We start from the raw sequence: 19,374 nt of genomic DNA, 5'->3' as shown, positions 1-19,374 counted from the left end.
GGTCAGTGCCGGTCCTCGGGCCCCGGGATCGGGGCGCCAAGTCAGACGCGAAGGGAAACCCCTCAGGTGAAGCTCCAGCGGTACGGCACTATTGCCTGCCTCGCTCTTGCCGCGACGCTCGGCCTCAGTGCATGCGGCTCGGACAACAACGAGCCCGCCTCCGGCGCCAGCGCTTCGGGCTCGGCCGCCGCGGTCGACTGCGCTACCGGAACGCTGAACGCCCAGGGCTCGTCGGCGCAGAAGAACGCCATGGCCGAGTGGATCAAGGCGTACCAGCAGAAGTGCCAGGGCGCCACGATCAACTACGAGCCGACCGGCTCGGGCGCCGGCATCCAGGCGTTCATCGCCGGGACCGCCGACTTCGCCGGCTCCGACTCCGCGCTCAAGCCGGAGGAGCAGCCGCAGGCGGACGCCAAGTGCGTCGGTGGCAAGGCCATCCACCTGCCGATGGTGATCGGCCCGGTGGCCATCGCCTACAACGTCAGCGGCGTGGACAACCTCCAGCTCAAGCCGGCCACCCTGGCGAAGATCTTCGCCGGCAAGGTGACCAAGTGGGACGACGCGGCGATCAAGGCCGACAACCCGGGTGCCACGCTCCCGGCGACCACCATCCAGACCGTCCACCGCTCGGACGAGTCGGGCACCACCGACAACTTCACCAACTTCCTGTCTAAGACCGCCGAGGCCGACTGGACCCTGGGCAAGGCCAAGGCGTGGAAGGCCCCGGGCGGTACCGGCGCCAAGGGCTCGGACGGCGTGGCCAGCTCAGTAAAGGGCGCCGACGGCTCCATCGGCTACATGGAGTGGTCGTTCGCTGAGAACGCCGGCCTGAAGATGTCCAAGATCGGCAACGGCAACGGTGAGTTCGCCGCGCTGACCGCCGAGGCGGCTGGCAAGACCATCGCCGGTGCCAAGGTCGAGGGCCAGGGCGACGACCTCAAGCTGTCGATCGACTACAACACCAAGGAGGCCGGGGCCTACCCGATCGTCCTGGCGACGTACGAGATCGTCTGCAGCAAGGGCCTCGCGGCCGACAAGCTGAAGCTGGTCAAGGGTCTGCTGGGCTACGCCGCCAGCGCCGAGGGCCAGAACTCGCTGACCGACCTGGGCTACGCCCCGCTGCCGGAGACGGTCCGCACCAAGGTCGAGACCGCGGTCGAGAACCTCTCCTGACCCGACCCCACCACCTCCGCAACCGAATCGAGCGAGCAGATGGGTGAAACCCCTCACCGCTCGGCCGACGCCGGCACCGGCGGGACGCGCGTGACCCAGAGTCACGAGTGGCCCGCCGGTGCCTCGGCGCGTGTGGCCGAGGCACCAGTCAGCACCCGTTCCCCGGGCGGCGCCGGGCTGGGCGGCGGCGGCGCGCTTCCGCGCAGCCGGAAATTCGGCGCCGAGCGGGCCTTCCGCGGTCTCACCCTGGCCGCCGGCACCGCCGTTCTGGTCATCATCGCCGCCATTGCGATCTTCCTGATCGCCAAGGCGGTGCCGGCCCTGCGCGCCAACACCGAGAACTTCTGGTCCTACGAGGGCTGGTCCCCCAACGAGACGCAGCCCAAGTTCGGCATCGGCACGCTCGCCTTCGGCACCGTGCTCAGCTCGGCGCTGGCGCTGCTCATGGCAGTGCCGGTGGCGCTGGGCATCGCGCTCTACCTCTCGCACTACGCGCCGCGCCGGCTGGGCACCGCGCTCGGCTTCCTGGTCGACCTGCTCGCCGCCGTGCCGAGTGTGGTCTTCGGTCTCTGGGGGCGGGACATCTTCATCAACCCGGTCCGGGACTTCTCGGTCTGGCTGAACGAGTACTTCGGCTGGATCCCGATCTTCGGCGGTGACGGCCCGTTCGGTAAGTCGATCATGCTGGGCGCCCTGGTGCTCGCGATCATGGTGCTGCCGATCATCACCTCGCTCTCCCGCGAGGTGTTCCTCCAGACGCCGACCGCGAACGAGGAGGCCGCCCTCGCCCTGGGCGCCACCCGCTGGGAGATGCTCCGCACCGCGGTGCTGCCCTACGGCCGCCCCGGCATCATCGCCGCGGTGATGCTCGGCCTCGGCCGGGCGCTCGGCGAGACCATCGCCCTGGCGCTGACCCTCGGCATCACCTTCGGCATCTCGTTCAACCTGATCCAGAACGGCGGCAACACCATCGCCGCCAACATCGCCAACGCGTTCGGCGAGGCGAACGAGACCGGCCGCGGCGCGCTCATCGCCTCCGGCCTGGTGCTGTTCACCATCACGCTGATCGTCAACATCACGGCGCGGGCGATCATCTACCGCCGCCGGGAGTTCACGGAGTCGGCCGCATGACCACCACCGTCACCTCCCACCGCACCCGCCCGCCGGCCCAGCCCGCCTCGCTGCGGGCCCGGCGGCTGCCCTGGTACGCCGCACCGGCAATCGCCGTTGCGGCCCTGGCGCTCTCCACCGTGATCGTCTACGGCACCGACATCGGCGGCCCGGTCCTCGTGGTCGCCCTCGGCGCGGTGCTCTACCTGATCGGGCTCTTCGCCGCGGCCAACGCGGTCGAGGGGCGCCGCTCGGCCCGCAACCGCACCTGGAGCGCGCTGATCCACTCCGCGTTCGTGCTGGCGGTCCTGCCGCTCGTGTCCGTGGTGTGGACGCTGGTCAGCAAGGGCGCCGATCGGCTGGACGCCAACTTCTTCCAGACCTCGATGAACAACATCGGGGCCCGCGACGCCAACGGCGGCGCCTACCACGCGATCGTCGGCACGCTGGAGCAGGTCGGCATCGCCACCCTGATCACCGTGCCGCTCGGCATCCTCTGCGCCATCTACATCGTCGAGTACGGCCGGGGCAAGTTCGCCTTCGCGATCCGGTTCTTCGTGGACGTCATGACCGGCATCCCGTCGATCGTCTCCGGCCTCTTCGTGCTGGCGTTCTGGGTGCTCGTCGTGTCGCCTTGGTTCAACGACGGTCGGCCGAGCTTCTCCGGCTTCGCCGCCGCGCTCGCGCTGAGCGTGCTGATGCTGCCCACCATCGTCCGGTCCACCGAGGAGATGCTCCGCCTCGTCCCGGCGCCGCTGCGCGAGGGTGCCTACGCGCTCGGCGTACCCAAGTGGAAGACCATCCTGCGGGTGGTCCTGCCGACGGCGCTGCCCGGCATCGTCACCGGCGTCATGCTCGCCATCGCCCGTGCGGCCGGCGAGACCGCGCCGGTGCTGCTGGTCGCCGGCGGTGGCGCCGCGATCAACACCAACCCCTTCGAGAACAACCAGTCGTCGCTGTCCCTCTTCGTCTACCAGCAGGCCGGTGATGCGTCGAGGTACGCGCCGGCACGGGCGTGGACCGCGGCACTCACCCTGGTCGCCCTCGTGCTGATCCTGACGATCGCGGCGAAGCTGCTGGCCCGCCGAAACCGGCTCAGCCGATGAACCCCGGAGGTACCACCATGGCCAAGCGCATCGAAGCCTCGAACGTCACCGCCTACTACGGTGCCTTCAAGGCCATCGAGAACATCAACCTGACCGTCGAGCCGAAGACGGTCACCGCCCTGATCGGCCCGTCCGGCTGCGGCAAGTCCACCTTCCTGCGGTCGATCAACCGGATGCACGAGGTGCTGCCGGGAGCCCGGGTCGAGGGCAGCCTGACAATCGACGACCAGGACATCTACGACCGGGACGTGGACGTCACCGCGGTCCGGCGCACGATCGGCATGGTCTTCCAGCGGCCGAACCCGTTCCCCACCATGAGCATCTTCGAGAACGTGGTGGCCGGGCTGAAGCTCAACGGCGTCCGCCGCAAGTCGATCCTGGAGGACGCGGCCGAAAAGGCGCTGCGCTCGGCGAACCTGTGGGACGAGGTCAAGGACCGGCTGGGCAAGCCCGGCGCGGGCCTCTCCGGCGGTCAGCAGCAGCGGCTCTGCATCGCCCGGACCATCGCGGTCGAGCCGCAGGTCGTGTTGATGGACGAGCCCTGCTCGGCCCTGGACCCGATCTCCACGCTGGCCATCGAGGACCTGATGTTCCAGCTCAAGGACAAGTTCACGATCATCATCGTGACGCACAACATGCAGCAGGCCGCTCGGGTGTCGGACCGGACCGCCTTCTTCTCCATCGAGAAGACCGGCGACCCGGGCCGGCTGATCGAGTACGACAACACCCAGAAGATCTTCAGCAACCCGAGCGTGAAGAAGACCGAGGACTACATCACCGGCCGCTTCGGCTGAGCCGCTGGTTCCCGCTCTGCGTGGGGCGTCGGTCGACCTGACCGGCGCCCCTCGGCGTACCCCGGGTGGTTCAGCCGAGCACGAAGCGGGGCTCGCCGTCGGCCGGGAAGTCCATTCGCGGGGTGATCGGGGTGGCGGCGTCCCGGTCGGCCGCCGCCTGGGCAACCCCGGCCAGGTCGCCGGCGGCCGCCACCTGGGCCAGCGTGACAAGGGTCGGCGGCAGCATGGTCAGCTCACCCGCCTCGGCCCGGGCCAGCGCGTCCGCCGGCCGGATCCACAGCGTGTGGTCGGCCTCCCCGGAGACGTCCCGGGTCCGCTGCCCGGCCGGCAGCAGGGCGACGAAGAAGTACGTGTCGAAGCGTCGCGGCTCGAACTCCGGCGTGATCCACCGGCTCCACGGCAGCAGCAGGTCCGAACGCAGCGTCAGGCGCCGGTCGGCGAGCAGCGCGGCGAAGCCCAGCCGGCGCCCCTCCAGGTCCTGCCGGGCCGCCTCCCAGTCGTCACCGCTGACGTCACCCACCACGGTCGCCGGGTCCGGGCCGGCGAGCAGCACGCCGGACTCCTCGAAGACCTCCCGGGCGGCGGCGCAGACCACCGCCTGGGCGGCGTCCGGGGCAACCCCGAGCCGCCCCGCCCACTCACTCGGCGTTGGGCCGGCCCAGTCCAGGTGTGCGGCGGAGTCGGAGCGGTCCACGCCACCGCCGGGGAAGGCGTACATCCCGCCGAAGGTCATCGCGGCGACCCGACGGATGACGTACACCTCGAAGTCGGCGCCGGTCGGACGCAGCAGCAACACGGTGGCCGCGACCCGGGGCACCGCCGGGATGCCGCCCTCGGCCTGGAACCGCCGCGCGTGCTCGACCAGGGCGGCCGGGGCGGCGAAACCGTCACTGTCGATCGTCATGTCGCGAGCCTAGGGCCTGCCCGGCCGCCCCGGCCCGGCCGGTGTGCCGGTCGGCGCCACCCGGACCGCCCTTTGCTCTGCTTCAGCCCACGCAACAGAAATGGTCGGTAACTGTCGCGCCCGCGTAAGCAGAGCAAAGGGGGACGCGCAGGGGTGGCCGGCCGGAGCGGACGAGCCGACCATGACCTGCACCGGGGTCCCGACGGATGAGCCGGCGGCGGCCGGGCACCCGGTCGTTCACCCGGCTCGGCTAGCGTGCCGACATGACTCGTTGGGGCATCCTGGCCACCGGCCACATCGCCAGCCGTTTCGCCGAAGACCTCCGGCTGGTGCCGGACGCCGAACTGGTCGCGGTCGGCTCCCGCGCCGCGGACAGCGCGCAGCGCTTCGCCGAAAAGCACGGCGCGAAGCGCGCCTACGCCTCCTGGGTGGAGCTGGCCGCCGACCCGGAGGTCGACGTGATCTACGTGGCCACCCCGCACGCCGCGCACTACGAGGCGGCGATGACCTGCCTCACGGCCGGGCGGGCGGTGCTCCTGGAGAAGCCGTTCACCCTCGACCTGGCCAGCAGCACCGAACTCGTGGACACCGCCCGCGCCGCCGGGGTCTTCCTGATGGAAGCCATGTGGATGCGGACCAACCCGTTGGTCATGCAAGCTGCCGAGCTGATCGCGGAGGGCGCGATCGGCACGGTGAGCAGCGTCCGGGCCGACTTCGGGGTGTCCGGGCCCTTCCCACCCGCGCACCGGATGCGGGCCCTGGCGCTGGGCGGAGGCGCCCTGCTCGACCTGGGGATCTACCCGGTCAGCCTGGCCCACCTGCTGCTCGGCACGCCGCAGCACATCCGGTCCTGGGCGAAGCTCGGCCCGGAAGGGGTGGACGAGAACACCGGCATCCTGTTCGGCTACGACACCGGCGCGCTGGCCACCCTGAGCTGCGGCATGGTCGGCTCCAGCGGGCAGTCCGCCTCGATCACCGGCAGCACCGGCCGGATCGACCTGCCGGAGCCGTTCTTCCGGCCGGGTTCGCTGACCCTGTGGCGGGACGGCGCCGAGCCCGAGACGATCACCGCCGACACCGCCGGCAACGGCTACCAGTACGAGGCGATCGAGGTGCAGCGCTGCCTGGCGGCCGGGTTGACCGAGAGCCCGCTGGTGCCGCACACCACCACCCTCGAGGTGATGGCCCTGCTGGACGCCGTACGCGAGCAGATCGGCGTGCGCTACCTGTGATGAAAGGAAGGGCCCCTTCGTTGAGAAGGGGCCCTTCCTTTACTTGATCAGCCGAAGAGCGGGCGGACCAGCAGGTACGACACGCAGGCGATGAGCGCGGCGGCCGGGAACGTGATGATCCAGGCGATCACGATGTTGCCGGCGACGTTCCAGCGGACCGCGGAGAGTCGCTTGGTCGCGCCCACACCCATGATCGCCGAGGTGATCGTGTGGGTGGTGGAGATCGGCGCCTTCAGCACCAGTGCGTTGAAGTAGAGCACCGCGCTGGCCACCGTCTCGGCGGCGAAGCCCTCCGGCGGACCGAGGTCGATGATCTTGCGTCCGAGCGTGCGGATGATCCGCCAGCCGCCGGCGTACGTGCCCAGGGCCAGCATTGTCGCCGAGGTCCAGAACACCCAGCCGGGGATGTGCGTCTTGTCGTCCTGGAAGCCGCCGGTGTAGAGCGCCAGCACCACGATGCCCATGGTCTTCGCGGCGTCCTGCATACCGTGGCCAACCGACATGGCCGCCGCCGAGGCCGTCTGCGCCCAGCGGAAGCCCCGGTTGAGCTTGCCCGGCTGCCCCTTCCGGAACAGCCAGAGGATGGCCAGCATCAGCAGGTAGCCGAGGGTGAGGCCGACGATCGGCGACAGCACCATCGGCAGGAGGATCTTCTCGCCGATGGTGACCCACTGCACGACGCCGCCGGTGGACAGCAGGGTCGCGCCGACCAGGCCGCCGAAGAGCGCGTGCGAGGACGACGAGGGCAGGCCGAAGTACCAGGTGATCAGGTTCCAGGCGATGGCGCCGAGAACCCCGGCGAAGACCACCCCGAGGCTGGCCACCCCGGTTGGCAGGGTGACCAGGCCGTCACCGACGGTCTTGGCGACCCCGGCGCCGAAGTGGGCCCCGACGAAGTTGCCGACGGCGGCGAGCAACAGGGCGATCCTGGGTGTCAGCGCCCGGGTCGAGACGCTGGTCGCGATCGCGTTCGCGGCGTCGTGGAAGCCGTTGGTGTAGTCGAACGCCAGGGCGACCGCGATCACCGCCAGCACGGCGATGAGTTCGGGAGTCACTGGCTCAGGACTCCTTGACCGCGATGGTCTCGACGGTGTTGGCCACGTGCTCGAAGGCGTCGCAGGCGGCCTCCAGCTCGTCGGCCACCTCCTTCATCTTCAGCACCGTCAACGCGTCGTACTCGCCGGAGAAGAGGCGGACGAGCAACTGCCGGTTGATCCGGTCGCCCTCGTTCTCCAGCCGGTTGCACTCGATCCAGTAGTCCTCAAGGTCCTTCATCGACTTCAGCCGGGGCATCGCCTCGGCGGTCAACTTGGCCTGCTGGTCGAGCACGTTCACCATCTCGTGCAGCTCGCGCGGCAGCGCCGGAAGCTCGGTCAGCCCGTACAGGTAGAGCAGGTCGCCGACCGCCTCCAAGTGGTCCATCACGTCGTCGAGCAGCGAGCCGAGCCGGTAGATGTCCTCCCGGTCGAACGGCGTGATGAAGGTTGAGTTGATCTTCTTGTACAGCTCGTGGGTGATCTGGTCGCTGTCGTGCTCGACCTCGGTCAGCCGCTCGCTGACCGACTGCACGTCGACGCCGGGCAGGGCCAGCTCGTTCAGCAGCTCGGTGCCCCGGACCAGGTTCTGCGCGGCCCTGGTGAAGAGCTCGTAGAAGGCGCCCTCGGTGGGGCGGAAGGAAAACTTCACAGCACAGACCTCGTCGCGTCGGTGGAAGGGGTGCGGTACGCGCGGGCGCCCGCTCGGTGAATGCTAGGAAACGCCAGAACCGCGAATTCGTCGGCCCACCCCTGGTCAGGCCTCATTCACCGGTCGTTCACCTGCTGTTCATCTCGGCCGTCCCATCCGCCACCACTCCCCCAGCACGCAACCGTTCGCGCTCGCGGGCGACGTCGAAATCGGCAGGCGGATACCCCAGATCGAGGGTGTCGAACGTCTCCCTCAGCAGGTGGGCCACCGCCCAGTCCCGGTACCACTTGCGGTCCGCCGGCACCACGAACCACGGCGCGGCGTCCGTGCCGCACCGGCTCAGGGCCTCGGCGTACGCGGCCTGGTAGTCGTTCCAACGGGCCCGGGAGTCGACGTCCGAGGGGTTGTACTTCCAGTGCTTGCGGGGGTCGGTGAGCCGCTCCAGCAGCCGCTCGCCCTGCTCGGCGTACGAGATGTGCAGCAGCACCTTGACCAGGGTCACGCCGTCCTCGACCAGGTCCCGCTCGAAGGAGTTGATCTCGTCGTAGCGGGCCCGCCAGGTGGCCTCCGGCACCAGCGAGCCGACCCGGGCGATCAGCACGTCCTCGTAGTGCGACCGGTTGAACATCCCGACGTACCCCGGCGGCGGCAGTTCCCGGCGGATGCGCCACAGGAAGTCGTGCCGCAGCTCCTGCGCGGTGGGCGGCCCGAACGAGCGGATGTGCAGGCCCAGCGGGTTCATCGCGCCGGCCACCCGCTTGATCGTGCCGTCCTTGCCGCCGCAGTCCATCGCCTGGAGCACCAGCAGCACCCGGCGCGTCGGCCGGTCCGGGTCGGCCTTGGCCATCGCGAAGAGCATCTCCTGCTGCTGGCCCAGCTCACCGCCGACCAGCTCCACCTGCGCGCGGGCCCAGGCCTTGCGGTGCTCTCCGGTCACCTCCGCCCCCGGCAGTCCGGGCGTGGACCGGGGGTCGATCTCCGCGAGATCCACCGGTGCGGCGACCCGCAGCAACTCCCGCACCTGGCCGCCGGCGGGCGCCACGATCTGCGCTTCCTGGGGTGCGCTCATACTCGGATCATCGCCCACCCGCCGACCAACCGCCCGCCGAGCGCCGCCCCACCCCGCTGGGCTGTCACATTCGGGGCCTCCGGCGCGTCCTGTTGGCGGGAGGATGTACGCCGGGAAGGCGCGCCGAACGGGGAGGGTGGTGGGTCGTGCGGGACCTGGCGACGGAGTTCGAGGCCGAGCGTGGCCGGCTGCTCGCGGTGGCCCACCGGATGTTGGGCAGCCGCAGCGAGGCCGAGGACGCGGTGCAGGAGACGTGGCTGCGCTACGCGGGGGCGCTCGCCGACCCGGCGGCCCGCGCCGAGATCCGCGAGCTGTCCGCGTGGCTGACCACCACCTGCGCCCGGATCTGCCTGGACGTGCTCCGCTCGGCCCGGGTCCGGCGGGAGGCGTACCCCGGGCAGTGGCTGCCGGAGCCGGTGGTGAGCCAGGTGGGCGCCGCGGCGCCGACCGACGGCTACGCCCCCGACCCCGCGGAGCGGGCGGTACGCACCGACCAGGTCGGTACGGCGCTGCTGGTGGTGCTGGAACGGCTCGCGCCGGAGCAGCGGGTCGCCCTCGTGCTGCACGACGTGTTCGCGGTGCCGTTCGCCGGGGTCGCCGACGTGCTCGGCACCACCGAGGTGGCCGCCCGGCAGCTCGCCTCCCGCGCCCGCCGGGCGGTCACCGCACCGGACGTGCCCCGGCACACCGCCGACCCGGCCGAGCAGCGGCGGGTGCTCAAAGCGTTCGTCGCCGCCACCGAGTCCGGCGAGCTGGACCCGCTGCTCCGCCTCCTCGCGCCGGACGTCGTCTTCGTCGGCGACTCCGGTGGGCACTTCCCGGCGGCCCGTCGGCCGGTGGTCGGCGCCGAGGCGGTGGGTCGCTTCACGCTCGGCCTGTTCGGCCGGGCCGGGCGGTACACCCAACAGGTGCTGGCCCGGCCGGTGCTGGTGGACGGCGTGCTCGGCCTCCAGTGGGAGACGGTGTACAGCGACGGCCGGCCGCTCCGCATGGTCACCGCCCTCGCCGTGCACGAGGGCCGGATCACCGGCGTGTTCAACCAGCTCAACCCGGAGAAGCTGACCGACCTGCCACCGTTGGGCGACGACGACCGGTGGCCGCCGCGTTGGTGAGCCGGCCGGTCGAGCGCCCGCGCGGGCTCAGACCACCAGGGCCAGCCACTTGCGGTACGAGGTGGCGAACGGCTCGCTGCCGTCGCCGAGCGCGCCGAACAGCCAGCGGGCCGCCGCCTCGGCCTCGACCACCACGTCCTCCGGGTAGCCGTAAAGGGCCCGGTGCTCAGCGAACTCGTCCTCGTCGAGCAGCTCCACCAGACCGGTGGCGCGGCGGCGGACCACGTCCAGGTCCAGGTCGATCAGGTGGACGACGTCGTCGGACTCCCAGTGGGCAGGGGTGGCGATGTCGCAGTAGACCTCGCTGGTCCGCGGTGGCGGGTTGAACATCCCCGTCCACCACGCGTGGTGCGGCACCAGCAGGACGAACGGGATCTTCTCCACCGACGGGCGGCCGTGGTAGACCGACTCGGTGCCGGCCGGCACGCCGAGCCAGATGCCGAGGTCGTCCTCGGCGAGCCGGCGGGCCGGGTAGTCACGGTGGGCGCTGCCGTCGTACTTGCGGTAGATCACTCGGACCACGTCGCTCGGCATGATTCGCACCCTAACCGATACTGCCCACGGGTCGTAGCGCGGCCGTAACCGGACGCTGCCGGACGAGCCGACGGATCGATCGGCGCCGCGCCACGCGGACGGATGGGCTCAGCCCGTGTCGGCCGCGACGGGTACCGTCGCACGGTGACTCCGCCCCGCACCGCCACCGGTTCCGCCGCCCCCTCGGCCCGTGCCGGGAGCCGGCGACGGGGCACCCGACCCAGCGGGGCGGAGCTGCTCGCGGCGGCGGTCGGCGCGGTGCCCGGCGGCGCGGCACGCCCCGGCCAGCAGGAGATGACCACCGCGATCGAGGAGTGCGTGACCAGCGGCGAGCACCTGCTCGTCCAGGCGGGCACCGGCACCGGCAAGTCGCTGGCCTACCTCGCGCCGGCGCTCACCGTGGACGGCCCGGTGGTGGTCTCCACCGCCACCCTGGCGTTGCAGTCCCAGCTGGTCGACCACGACCTGCCCCGGATGGCCGACGCGGTCGAGCCGCTCCTCGGCCGCCGGCCCACCTTCGCGGTGCTCAAGGGCCGCCACCACTACCTCTGCCTGGCCCGGCTGGACAACTCCACCGCCGAGGAGCCGGAGGACACTCTCTTCGACGCCCCGGCCACCCGCCCGGGCGGCGGCGGCACGAAGTGGCTCGGCGAGGCGGGCCGGATGGGCAAGCAGATCGAGCGGCTGCGCGACTGGGCCGAGAAGACCGCCACCGGCGACCGGGACGAACTGGACCCGGGCGTCGACGACCAGGCCTGGCGGTTGGTGTCGATGCCGGCCCGGGAGTGCGTCGGGGCGACCCGGTGCCCGTTCGGGGCGGAGTGCTTCGCCGAGGCGTCCCGGGCCCGGGCCCGCGAGGCCGACATCGTGGTGACCAACCACAGCCTGCTCGCCGTCGACATGCTGGCCGACCGGCACATCGTGCCGCCGCACAAGCTGCTGATCGTGGACGAGGCACACGAGCTGGCCGACCGGGTCTCCTCCGCGGCCCAGGCGGAGCTTGTGCCGGAGTTGATCGACCGGTCCACCCGGCGGGCCCGCCCGCTGCTGCGGCCGGAGACCGCCGAGGCGCTCACCGCGGCCGGTGACGCCCTCGCGGTCGGGCTGGCCGAGGCGCCCGCCGGGCGCCTCACCGCCGGGCTGCCGACGCCGCTGCGGGAGGCGTGCACGCTGCTCGACGCGGCCACCCGCGCCGCGCTGGACGCGATCGGCGACGTCAAGTCCGACGATCCCGACCCGGTTCGCAAGCAGCAGGCCAAGGCGGTGCTGGACGAGCTCTCCACGACCGCGCAGCGGCTGCTGGAGGAGGCCGATCACGACGTGGCCTGGGTGGAGAAGAACGACAGCGGCAGCCGGCGGGCGCTGGTGGTCGCGCCGCTGTCGGTGGCCGGCACCCTGGCCACCCACCTGTACGACGAGCGCACCGTGGTCGCCACCTCCGCCACCCTGGCGCTGGGCGGCCGGTTCGACACGGTGGCCCGCGCTCTCGGGCTGGACGCGCCGCCGCCCGCACCGCCGTCCCCGGCCGCCGCCGCGCTGGCCGCCCGCACCGGCCCGGGCCGTCCGGCGGCCGAGACGCCCGGCCGCCGGCTGGCCGGAGACGCCGCACCCGCCGCCGTCGTGCCGGCGACGGAGGGTCCGGGCTGGCGGTCGCTGGATGTGGGGTCGCCGTTCGACTACGCCCGGCAGGGCATCCTGTACGTCGCTTCGCACCTGCCCCGGCCCAGCGTCTCCGGGCTTCCCGAGGCAGCCGGGGAGGAGCTGCTCGCGCTGGTCGAGGCGCTCGGTGGTCGTACTCTCGGTCTCTTCTCCTCCCGGCGGGCCGCGCAGCAGGCGGCGGAGCTGCTGCGCGCGCGGACCGACCTGCCGGTGCTGCTGCAGGGCGAGGAGGCGCTGCCGCTGCTGGTCCGCCGGTTCCGCGAGGAGCGTTCCAGCTGCCTGTTCGGGGTGATGTCGCTCTGGCAGGGGGTGGACGTGCCGGGCGACGCCTGTCAGCTCGTGGTCATCGACCGGCTGCCCTTTCCAAGGCCGGACGAGCCGCTGGCGGCGGCGCGCGCGGCAGCCGTGGACGCGGGCGGCGGCTCGGGCTTCGCGGCGGTCAGCGTGCCGATCGCGGCGGTCCGGCTGGCGCAGGGCGTGGGTCGATTGATCCGGGCGACCGGTGACCGGGGGGTGGTCGCGGTGCTCGACTCCCGGCTGGAGACCGCCCGCGGCTACGGGCCGTTCCTGCGTCGCTCGCTGCCGCCGTTCTGGTACACGACCCGTCCTGAGGTGGCCCGCGGCGCGCTGCAACGCCTCGCCGGCTCCTGACCGCCCGCGCCGCGTCAGGGAGCCTGCGCGGCGACGACGACGGCGTCGGGCGGGGTGTCCGGGACCGTCCGGGCGGCCAGCCGGCGGACCGCGGTGTTCAGCACCGCGATCAGCGGCACGGACACCAGCGCACCGGTGATCCCGGCGAGCACCACCCCGGCGGCGATACCGATGATCACCGCGAGCGGGTGGATGGCCACCGCCCGGCCCATGATCAGCGGCTGGAGCACGTGCCCCTCCACCTGCTGCACGCCGATCACCGCGCCCAGGATGATCAACGCGGTGACCGGGCCGCTGTCGACGAGCGCCACCAGCACCGCCACGCCACCGGAGAGCGCCGCGCCGACGATCGGGATGAACGCGCCGAGGAAGACCAGCGCGGCCAGCGGGAAGGCGAACGGGACGTCGAAGATGACCAGGAAGATGCCGATGCCCACCGCGTCGATGAAGGCCACCAGCACGGTCGCCCGGACGTAGGCGCCGAGCGTGTGCCAGGAGGCGCGGCCGGCGTCATCGACCTTCCAGCGGGCGGCCACCGGCAGCAGCCGGACCAGGAAGCGCCAGATCCGGTTGCCGTCGCGCAGGAAGAAGAACGTCGCGAAGAGCACCAGCAGCGTGCCGGTCAGCACCTCGGCCAGCGTCGCCGCGGTGCTCAGCGCCCCGCTGGTGAGATCCGAGGTGTTGGAGTTGATCCAATCCTGCGCCTCGTCGATGTAGCGGTTGAGCTGGGTGTCGGAGAGGTGCAGCGGACCTGTCTTCAGCCAGTTCTGGATCTGCCGGACGCCCTGCGAGGACTTCTCGCTCAGCTCCGGCGCCCCCTTGATGAACTCGTTGACCACCAGGGTCAGCGTGCCGATCACTCCCGCCAGGCCGCCGACCAGCACCACCGCCGTCGCCAGCGACCGGGGCAGCCGCGCCCGCAGCAGCCAGCCCACCGCCGGTGCGAGCAACGCCGAGAGCAGCAGGGCGATGGCCAGCGGGATGATCACTATCTTGATGGTGCCGACGATCCGGAGCAGCGCCCAGGCCACCAGCCCGATCACGATCAGCCGCCAGCACCAGGCGGCGGCGATCCGCAGCCCGTGCGGGACGTCCGCGTCGTCGCGGCTGGCGGTCGAGCTGTGCACGTCCGTCGGGGGTTCCGCGCCGACGACCGTGGCCGACGGCGGCGCGGCCGGCCCGGGCACGGCGGGCGCCGCCACCCGAGGCTCCGCGCGGTCGCTCGACGCGCTCCGATCGGCGCGAACCGACTCCCGTCCCGACTGGTAGGCGCGGCGGAGCCGCCCGCGTACCCGCTCGAAGCGGCTCAAGCGCACCTCCTGGCAGAGAACCGGTCGGCCCACAACGACAGGCCGGACAGCTTACGTCCGCTCCCGACACCATAGGGTAGTTCCGCCACACATTGCCCCGGTCGCCTCGGGCGTAACCACCGTCGGGCCGGCCGTCGGCGACACGGTAGCGTCTGCGGCGTGACCGCCGACCAGGATCTCGACGCCGGCCTGCCGATCCGCCTCCTGCACGACCGCGTGCTGGTGCGGATGGAAGGCAGCGAGGGCGAGCGCCGCTCCACCGCCGGCATCGTCATCCCGGCGACCGCCGCGGTCGGCAAGCGCCTCGCCTGGGCCACCGCCGTCGGGGTGGGGCCGAACGTCCGCGCCATCGTCTCCGGCGACCGGGTGCTCTTCGACCCGGACGACCGCTCCGAGGTCGAGCTGCACGGCCGCGGGTACGTGCTGCTGCGGGAGCGGGACGTACACGCCGTGGCCGCCGAACGGATCGAGAACGACTCCACCGGCCTCTACCTCTGACGCGCCTCCCCGGCCACCACGCCGTTTGCCGGGCCCCGCTACGGGAAGCCATCCGGCGACCGTGGCCCTGGGGAGGGACGATGCCGGTATTCGTGAAGAAGCTGCTGGCCTGGGGCAGCGTCGCGTTCCTGATCTACTTCATGGCGTTCCGGCCGGACGGCGCGGCGCAGATGTTCAAGGCGATCGGGGCCGCGCTGGTGGCGATGGCCCAGGGGCTCGGCGACTTCCTCACCACCATGATGACCTGAGCCGGCCGCCAGCCGTCACTGGTGACCGGACGGCCAGGACCCCGCCGGTGGGGGGCCGTACCAGCCGGGCGGGGCATACCCCAGCGGAGGCGGCGGCGCGGCCAGCACCACCGGGATCGGCACCACCGGCTCCTCCGGCGCGGCCACCGGACGCTGCGAGCCGTCCGGGAAGCGCAGGTGGTAGCGACTGCCGTCCCAGACTCCGGCCGGGGCCTGCGGGTCCCGCCCCACGAAGAACGACCGGTACGCGCTGATCGCCTCCAGCAGCTCCCGCTCCTCGGTGGCCGTCCGTTCCCGGTCAGCGGGCTTGCGATCCAGGCCGCGCAGCGACCCGTCGCGCAGCAGGGCCAGCCGGGTGGCGGCGAACTGGTACCCACGCATCGCCCGCACCCCGGCGTCCCCCGCCACCCGACGCGCCCAACTGCGGGCCGCGTGCCGGCGACCGAGGCTGCTCAGCGCGGCCACCTCGGGTGGGCTCAGCCAGCCGGCGCGCACGTAATCCGGCAACGTGCGCTCGGTGAGCCGTCCCTCCCACGCGCGCAGCCACACCGCCAGCCCCACCATGCCGAAGAAGATCGGCACCATCAGGCCCAGGAAGCCGTACAGCATGATCACCGCCTCCCCGGTGGCCTGGGTGAGCGTCGGCAGCAGGTTCCAGGTGCCGTGCAGCATCATCGCCAGCAGCAGACCCGCGACCGGGGCGAGCACCCGCACGCGCCGGTCGGCGGTACGGGCCGCGACACCGAGCCCCACACCGGTCATCGAGGTGAACAGCGGATGGGCGAACCCGAACAGCAGGATCCGGACGATGAAGATGGCGATGACCTGTTGAGTGCCGGTCGCCGGGCCGTACCGGTCGGCGCCGGCCGCATAGCCGTACCCGCCCAGGTAGAGGATGTTCTCCACCATGGCGAAGCCGACCGCGGAGAGCCCGCAGTAGACCAGGCCGTCGGTGATCCCGGACCACTCCCGGCGACGGAACACCAGCAGCAGGATCGGGCCGAGGGCCTTGGTCAGCTCCTCGATGAACGGCGCCACCAGCACACCGGTGAGCGCGGACGGCAGCCCCCAGTCGGCGAACCGCGCGGCGGCGAACTCATTCACGGTGAGCGATGCGGCGGTGGAGACGAACGCCCCCCAGGCGAAACAGAAGATCAGGTACTTCAGCGGCTCCGGCTCGTATCGGTCGAGCCAGAGGAAGCAGGCGACCAGCACCGGCACCGGCAGGATGGCGGCGACCACCCCGATCAGCAGCGCCCGTACGCCGAGCGACTGGCCGAGCGTGAAGACCATGAACACCGCGCACCCCGCGATGAACAGCACCACCCCCGCCAGCACCAGGAACCGCCGCCACCCCAGTCGGCGCAGCGGCATCCGGGGCGCCGCGCCGGCGGACGGGGCTGCGGGCGCGGGCGGCGACGGCAGGGGTGCACCGGGCGGGGTGTCGGCCATGCGGTCAGCGTAGCCATCCGCCGCCGGCTGGTCCGGGCCCATCGGCAGCCGCTATGCTGCCGGCAGGTCACGAGCGCCAGCGTCAAGCCCCGGCTTGCTGGCCGGCAACCCTCGTCGAGTTCGCGGTGGGGTGCCCCGGGTGATGACCGGGCCCAGCCCGATCGGTGTGCTGGGCAAGCGCGGACCCCGTCCCGACATCGCACCCGGGGTCCCTGACCCCGGAGGTTCCGGCGTGTCCGTCACCCTCGTACCCTCGCTGCCCACCCGGTCCGGCAGCACGCCCGCGCCGGCCCCGTCGCGGCCGCTCGACGTGCTCGGCGTACCGGGCGAGATCAACCTCGACTACGCGGCCACCGCGCCGTGTGCGCGGGCCGCCGCCGACGCGGTGTCCGAGCTGCTGCCCTGGTACGCGAGCGTGCACCGGGGCGCGGGAGCGCTGTCCCGGCGCTGCACGCTGGCCTACGAGCGGGCCCGGCAGACGGTGGGCGACTTCTTCGGCGCCCGCGCCGACGACCACGTGATCTTCACCCGCAACACCACGGATGCGCTGAACCTGCTGGCGCGGGCGGTGCCCGCCGGCACGACGGTGGTCACCTTCGCCGGAGAGCACCACGCCAACCTGCTGCCCTGGCCGCGTGGCTCGGTACGGCTGCCGGTGCCCACCGAGCCCGCCGAGGCGGTACGCGCCCTCGCCGCCGCCCTCGCCGAGCTGCGCCGGGACAGCAACCCGGCGCTGCCGGTGCTGGTCGCGGTGACCGGGGCGAGCAACGTGACCGGCGAGCGCTGGCCGGTCGCCGAGCTCGCCCGGGTCGCCCACCGGCATGGGGCACGGATCGTCCTCGACGCCGCACAGCTCGCCCCGCACGCACCGGTCGACCTTCTCGCGCTCGACGTGGACTACCTGGCCGTCTCCGGCCACAAGCTGTACGCGCCGTTCGGCGCGGGCGTGCTGGTCGGCCGGGCGGACTGGCTGGACGCCGCTCCGCCGTACCTGGCCGGCGGCGGCGCCACCAGCCACGTCGGGCCGGCCACGCACGACGTGACCTGGGCGACCGGCCCGGCCCGGCACGAGGGCGGCACGCCGAACCTGCTCGGTGCGGTGGCGCTGGCCGCGGTGTGCGCGGCGCTGGCCGGGGCGGACCAGGCGATGCTGGCCGCCAGCGAGCAGGCGTTGCTGACCCGGCTGCGGACCGGCATCGCCGCCCTGCCGCACGTGGTGGAGCTGCGCACCTTCGGCCCGGACGCGCCCCGCGTCGGCATCGTCTCGTTCGTGGTCGCCGGGTGGGACTCGGCCGAGGTGGCCGCGCGGCTGGCCGCGGACCACCGGATCGGCGTACGGGACGGGCTGTTCTGCGCCCACCCGCTGGCGCGGCGGCTGCTCACCGAGGCGGCGGGGCGCACCGGCCGGCGGGATCTGCCGCCCACCGCGCTGCGCGCCAGCATCGGCCTGGGCAGCACGCCCGCCCAGGTGGACCGGCTGCTCGCCGCCCTCGCCACGCTGGGCTGAGCCGGGCCGGCCGGTGGCGTGAGCCGGGCCGGCCGGTGGTGCGGTCAGCCGACCGGTGGGGCGGTGGGCGGTTTCGGCTTCTCGCCCGGCTCGGCCGGTTCACCGATCGGCCGCTCCTGCTCCCCGAAGGCGGTGCGGATGCACCGGTTCGCCTCCTCCTGCTCGATTCCGGAGGCCACCAGCAGGTCACTCGCCGTGGTGCGGATCTGGGCGATCACCACGCTGCCCGAGAAGCCGACCCCGGCGCCGTACGCCCGACCGGCCTCGCTGACCGCCCGCAGTGACCTCTCCCGGGCCTTCTGTGGCTCCTCGCCCACGGCGAACTCGTGCTTGAGCAACCGGACCGACTCGGCGAGGTGGTTCATCGCGTCGGGCATCGGATCCGGCACCGGTTCCTCGTCCTCGATCAGCGTGACGGACCGGCGGATCAACGTGCCGGTGTTTCGCATCGCCCGGTCGATCGGATCCGCCGCCTCCGCGTAGTGGGTCAGCTCGTCGCGCCGGTGCCAGCGGGCCGGGGACAGGGTGGCGGTCTCCTTCGCCCCCTCGATCGCCTCGGCCAACGTGGCCAGCTCCTCCTTGTTGTTCCGCAACCGCTCCAGGGCCTGCTGGACCGTGGCGCGGTCCTGGTTGCGCAGCCCGTCGGCGGTGGCGTCGAGCTGGGCGGCGAGCAGGTCCAGCGCCGGCCGGGCGGCGCGGTTGATCACCCGGAGCGGGTTCAGCGGCAGCAGCACCGCCGTCACCAGCAGCGCGACCCCACCGCCGAGGAACGCGTCGACGAAGCGCGGAATCTCCAGGTTCTGGGTCGACGGGCTCAGCGTGACGATCAGCACCGCCGTGGCGGCCGCCTGGATGACGATGGCCACGCTGGCCCCGGCGAAGATGGTGAGCAGGATCGCCACCGTGACCACCAGGCCGAGCTGCCACGCCCCGGTGCCGAGCAGGTAGATGAGGAAGTCGCCGATGGCCACCCCGATCCCCACCCCGACGATCAGCTCCACGGTCCGGCGAAACCGCTGCCCGACCGACGCGGCCAGGGTGCCGACCGCGGAGATCGGCGCGAAGACCGGCTGCGGGTTGCCGAGCACCCGGTGCGAGATGAAGTACGCCAGCCCGGCGGCGAGCCCGGCCTGCACGGCCAGCCCGCCGGCCATCCGCACCCGGTGCAGCCGGTCGTGCAGGGTGGCCCGGCCACGGTGCCGCAGCTCCTCGGTGGCCTCGGCGATCCGCGCGCCGTCGACGTCCACCAGCCCTTCACGCAGCGGGGTGCGCCGCACCAACGGAGGTCGTTTGTCCCGGGCCACGGCCATGGGCGCGACTACCCGAGGC

18 protein-coding genes and 1 riboswitch are annotated in these 19,374 nt (G+C 72.5%); of the genes, 10 read left to right on the top strand and 8 right to left on the bottom strand.

Annotation, left to right across the window (positions count from 1 at the left end):
* The first annotated feature begins 66 nt into the window (after positions 1-66).
* The 4 genes from pstS to pstB are packed head-to-tail and all read left to right on the top strand — an operon-like array spanning position 67 to position 4,183.
* Entirely contained in the window at positions 67-1,173 is a 1,107-nt protein-coding gene (gene pstS / locus ABZU69_RS07570) for a phosphate ABC transporter substrate-binding protein PstS (RefSeq protein WP_354963566.1), read from the top strand.
* A gap of 39 nt (positions 1,174-1,212) precedes the next feature.
* Entirely contained in the window at positions 1,213-2,304 is a 1,092-nt protein-coding gene (pstC, locus tag ABZU69_RS07565) for a phosphate ABC transporter permease subunit PstC (RefSeq protein ID WP_074314909.1), read from the top strand.
* The gene (gene pstA / locus ABZU69_RS07560; RefSeq protein ID WP_354963565.1) at positions 2,301-3,389 is read left to right on the top strand and encodes a phosphate ABC transporter permease PstA; all 1,089 of its coding nucleotides are present in this window, start codon (positions 2,301-2,303) and stop codon (positions 3,387-3,389) included. Before pstC ends, pstA begins: the two co-directional genes overlap by 4 nt.
* Before the next feature lie 17 nt (positions 3,390-3,406).
* Entirely contained in the window at positions 3,407-4,183 is a 777-nt protein-coding gene (pstB, locus tag ABZU69_RS07555; RefSeq protein WP_089018767.1) for a phosphate ABC transporter ATP-binding protein PstB, read from the top strand.
* Between the two features lie 70 nt (positions 4,184-4,253).
* On the opposite strand, the gene ABZU69_RS07550 is transcribed toward pstB, so the two are convergent.
* Positions 4,254-5,087, bottom strand: coding sequence for an NUDIX hydrolase (locus tag ABZU69_RS07550; protein WP_354963564.1), 834 nt, complete (start codon positions 5,085-5,087; stop codon positions 4,254-4,256).
* Between the two features lie 263 nt (positions 5,088-5,350).
* On the opposite strand from ABZU69_RS07550, the gene ABZU69_RS07545 reads away from it, so the two are divergent.
* A complete protein-coding gene (locus ABZU69_RS07545) occupies positions 5,351-6,319 on the top strand; it encodes a Gfo/Idh/MocA family oxidoreductase (RefSeq protein WP_354963563.1) in 969 nt (322 codons plus the stop codon).
* Positions 6,320-6,366: 47 nt separating this feature from the next.
* Here ABZU69_RS07545 and ABZU69_RS07540 read toward each other — a convergent pair whose 3' ends face one another.
* The 3 genes from ABZU69_RS07540 to ABZU69_RS07530 form a co-directional block, all read right to left on the bottom strand.
* A complete protein-coding gene (locus ABZU69_RS07540) occupies positions 6,367-7,374 on the bottom strand; it encodes an inorganic phosphate transporter (protein ID WP_354963562.1) in 1,008 nt (335 codons plus the stop codon).
* 4 nt (positions 7,375-7,378) lie between these two features.
* Positions 7,379-8,005, bottom strand: coding sequence for a DUF47 family protein (locus ABZU69_RS07535; protein WP_074314917.1), 627 nt, complete (start codon positions 8,003-8,005; stop codon positions 7,379-7,381).
* A 127-nt stretch (positions 8,006-8,132) separates the two neighbouring features.
* A complete protein-coding gene (locus ABZU69_RS07530) occupies positions 8,133-9,074 on the bottom strand; it encodes a PPK2 family polyphosphate kinase (protein WP_354963561.1) in 942 nt (313 codons plus the stop codon).
* Positions 9,075-9,220: 146 nt separating this feature from the next.
* Between ABZU69_RS07530 and sigJ the strand changes: the two genes are divergently transcribed.
* Positions 9,221-10,186, top strand: a complete 966-nt coding sequence (gene sigJ / locus ABZU69_RS07525) for an RNA polymerase sigma factor SigJ (RefSeq protein ID WP_354963560.1) — start codon at positions 9,221-9,223, stop codon at positions 10,184-10,186.
* Between the two features lie 27 nt (positions 10,187-10,213).
* Here the strand turns inward: sigJ and ABZU69_RS07520 are convergent, their stop codons facing one another.
* Positions 10,214-10,720, bottom strand: coding sequence for a DUF402 domain-containing protein (locus ABZU69_RS07520; protein WP_354963559.1), 507 nt, complete (start codon positions 10,718-10,720; stop codon positions 10,214-10,216).
* Between the two features lie 102 nt (positions 10,721-10,822).
* Between ABZU69_RS07520 and ABZU69_RS07515 the strand changes: the two genes are divergently transcribed.
* On the top strand, positions 10,823-13,030 hold the full coding sequence (locus tag ABZU69_RS07515) for an ATP-dependent DNA helicase (RefSeq protein WP_354963558.1): 2,208 nt from the start codon (positions 10,823-10,825) through the stop codon (positions 13,028-13,030).
* 14 nt (positions 13,031-13,044) lie between these two features.
* On the opposite strand, the gene ABZU69_RS07510 is transcribed toward ABZU69_RS07515, so the two are convergent.
* Complete coding sequence (locus tag ABZU69_RS07510) at positions 13,045-14,340, bottom strand: AI-2E family transporter (protein WP_354963557.1); 1,296 nt, start codon at positions 14,338-14,340, stop codon at positions 13,045-13,047.
* Positions 14,341-14,499: 159 nt separating this feature from the next.
* Here ABZU69_RS07510 and ABZU69_RS07505 point away from each other — a divergent pair, with 159 nt between their 5' ends.
* Positions 14,500-14,838: a co-chaperone GroES gene (locus ABZU69_RS07505; RefSeq protein WP_089018760.1), complete on the top strand. Its 339-nt coding sequence runs from the start codon at positions 14,500-14,502 to the stop codon at positions 14,836-14,838.
* An 80-nt stretch (positions 14,839-14,918) separates the two neighbouring features.
* Positions 14,919-15,086, top strand: a complete 168-nt coding sequence (locus tag ABZU69_RS07500; protein WP_354963556.1) for a hypothetical protein — start codon at positions 14,919-14,921, stop codon at positions 15,084-15,086.
* Between the two features lie 15 nt (positions 15,087-15,101).
* Here ABZU69_RS07500 and ABZU69_RS07495 read toward each other — a convergent pair whose 3' ends face one another.
* Positions 15,102-16,580, bottom strand: coding sequence for a PrsW family intramembrane metalloprotease (locus ABZU69_RS07495; RefSeq protein WP_354963555.1), 1,479 nt, complete (start codon positions 16,578-16,580; stop codon positions 15,102-15,104).
* A 23-nt stretch (positions 16,581-16,603) separates the two neighbouring features.
* Positions 16,604-16,724: riboswitch (SAM riboswitch) on the top strand.
* Between the two features lie 70 nt (positions 16,725-16,794).
* Here ABZU69_RS07495 and ABZU69_RS07490 point away from each other — a divergent pair.
* Complete coding sequence (locus tag ABZU69_RS07490) at positions 16,795-18,045, top strand: aminotransferase class V-fold PLP-dependent enzyme (protein ID WP_354963668.1); 1,251 nt, start codon at positions 16,795-16,797, stop codon at positions 18,043-18,045.
* 44 nt (positions 18,046-18,089) lie between these two features.
* Here the strand turns inward: ABZU69_RS07490 and ABZU69_RS07485 are convergent, their stop codons facing one another.
* Positions 18,090-19,292 (bottom strand): FUSC family protein, encoded by a 1,203-nt coding sequence (locus ABZU69_RS07485; protein WP_354963667.1) that lies wholly within the window; start codon positions 19,290-19,292, stop codon positions 18,090-18,092.
* Between the last annotated feature and the right edge of the window lie 82 nt (positions 19,293-19,374).

This window comes from Micromonospora sp. NPDC005206, assembly GCF_040608175.1.
In the GTDB taxonomy this organism is placed as follows: Bacteria; Actinomycetota; Actinomycetes; order Mycobacteriales; family Micromonosporaceae; genus Micromonospora.
This window is presented reverse-complemented; position numbering and strand designations above follow the sequence as displayed.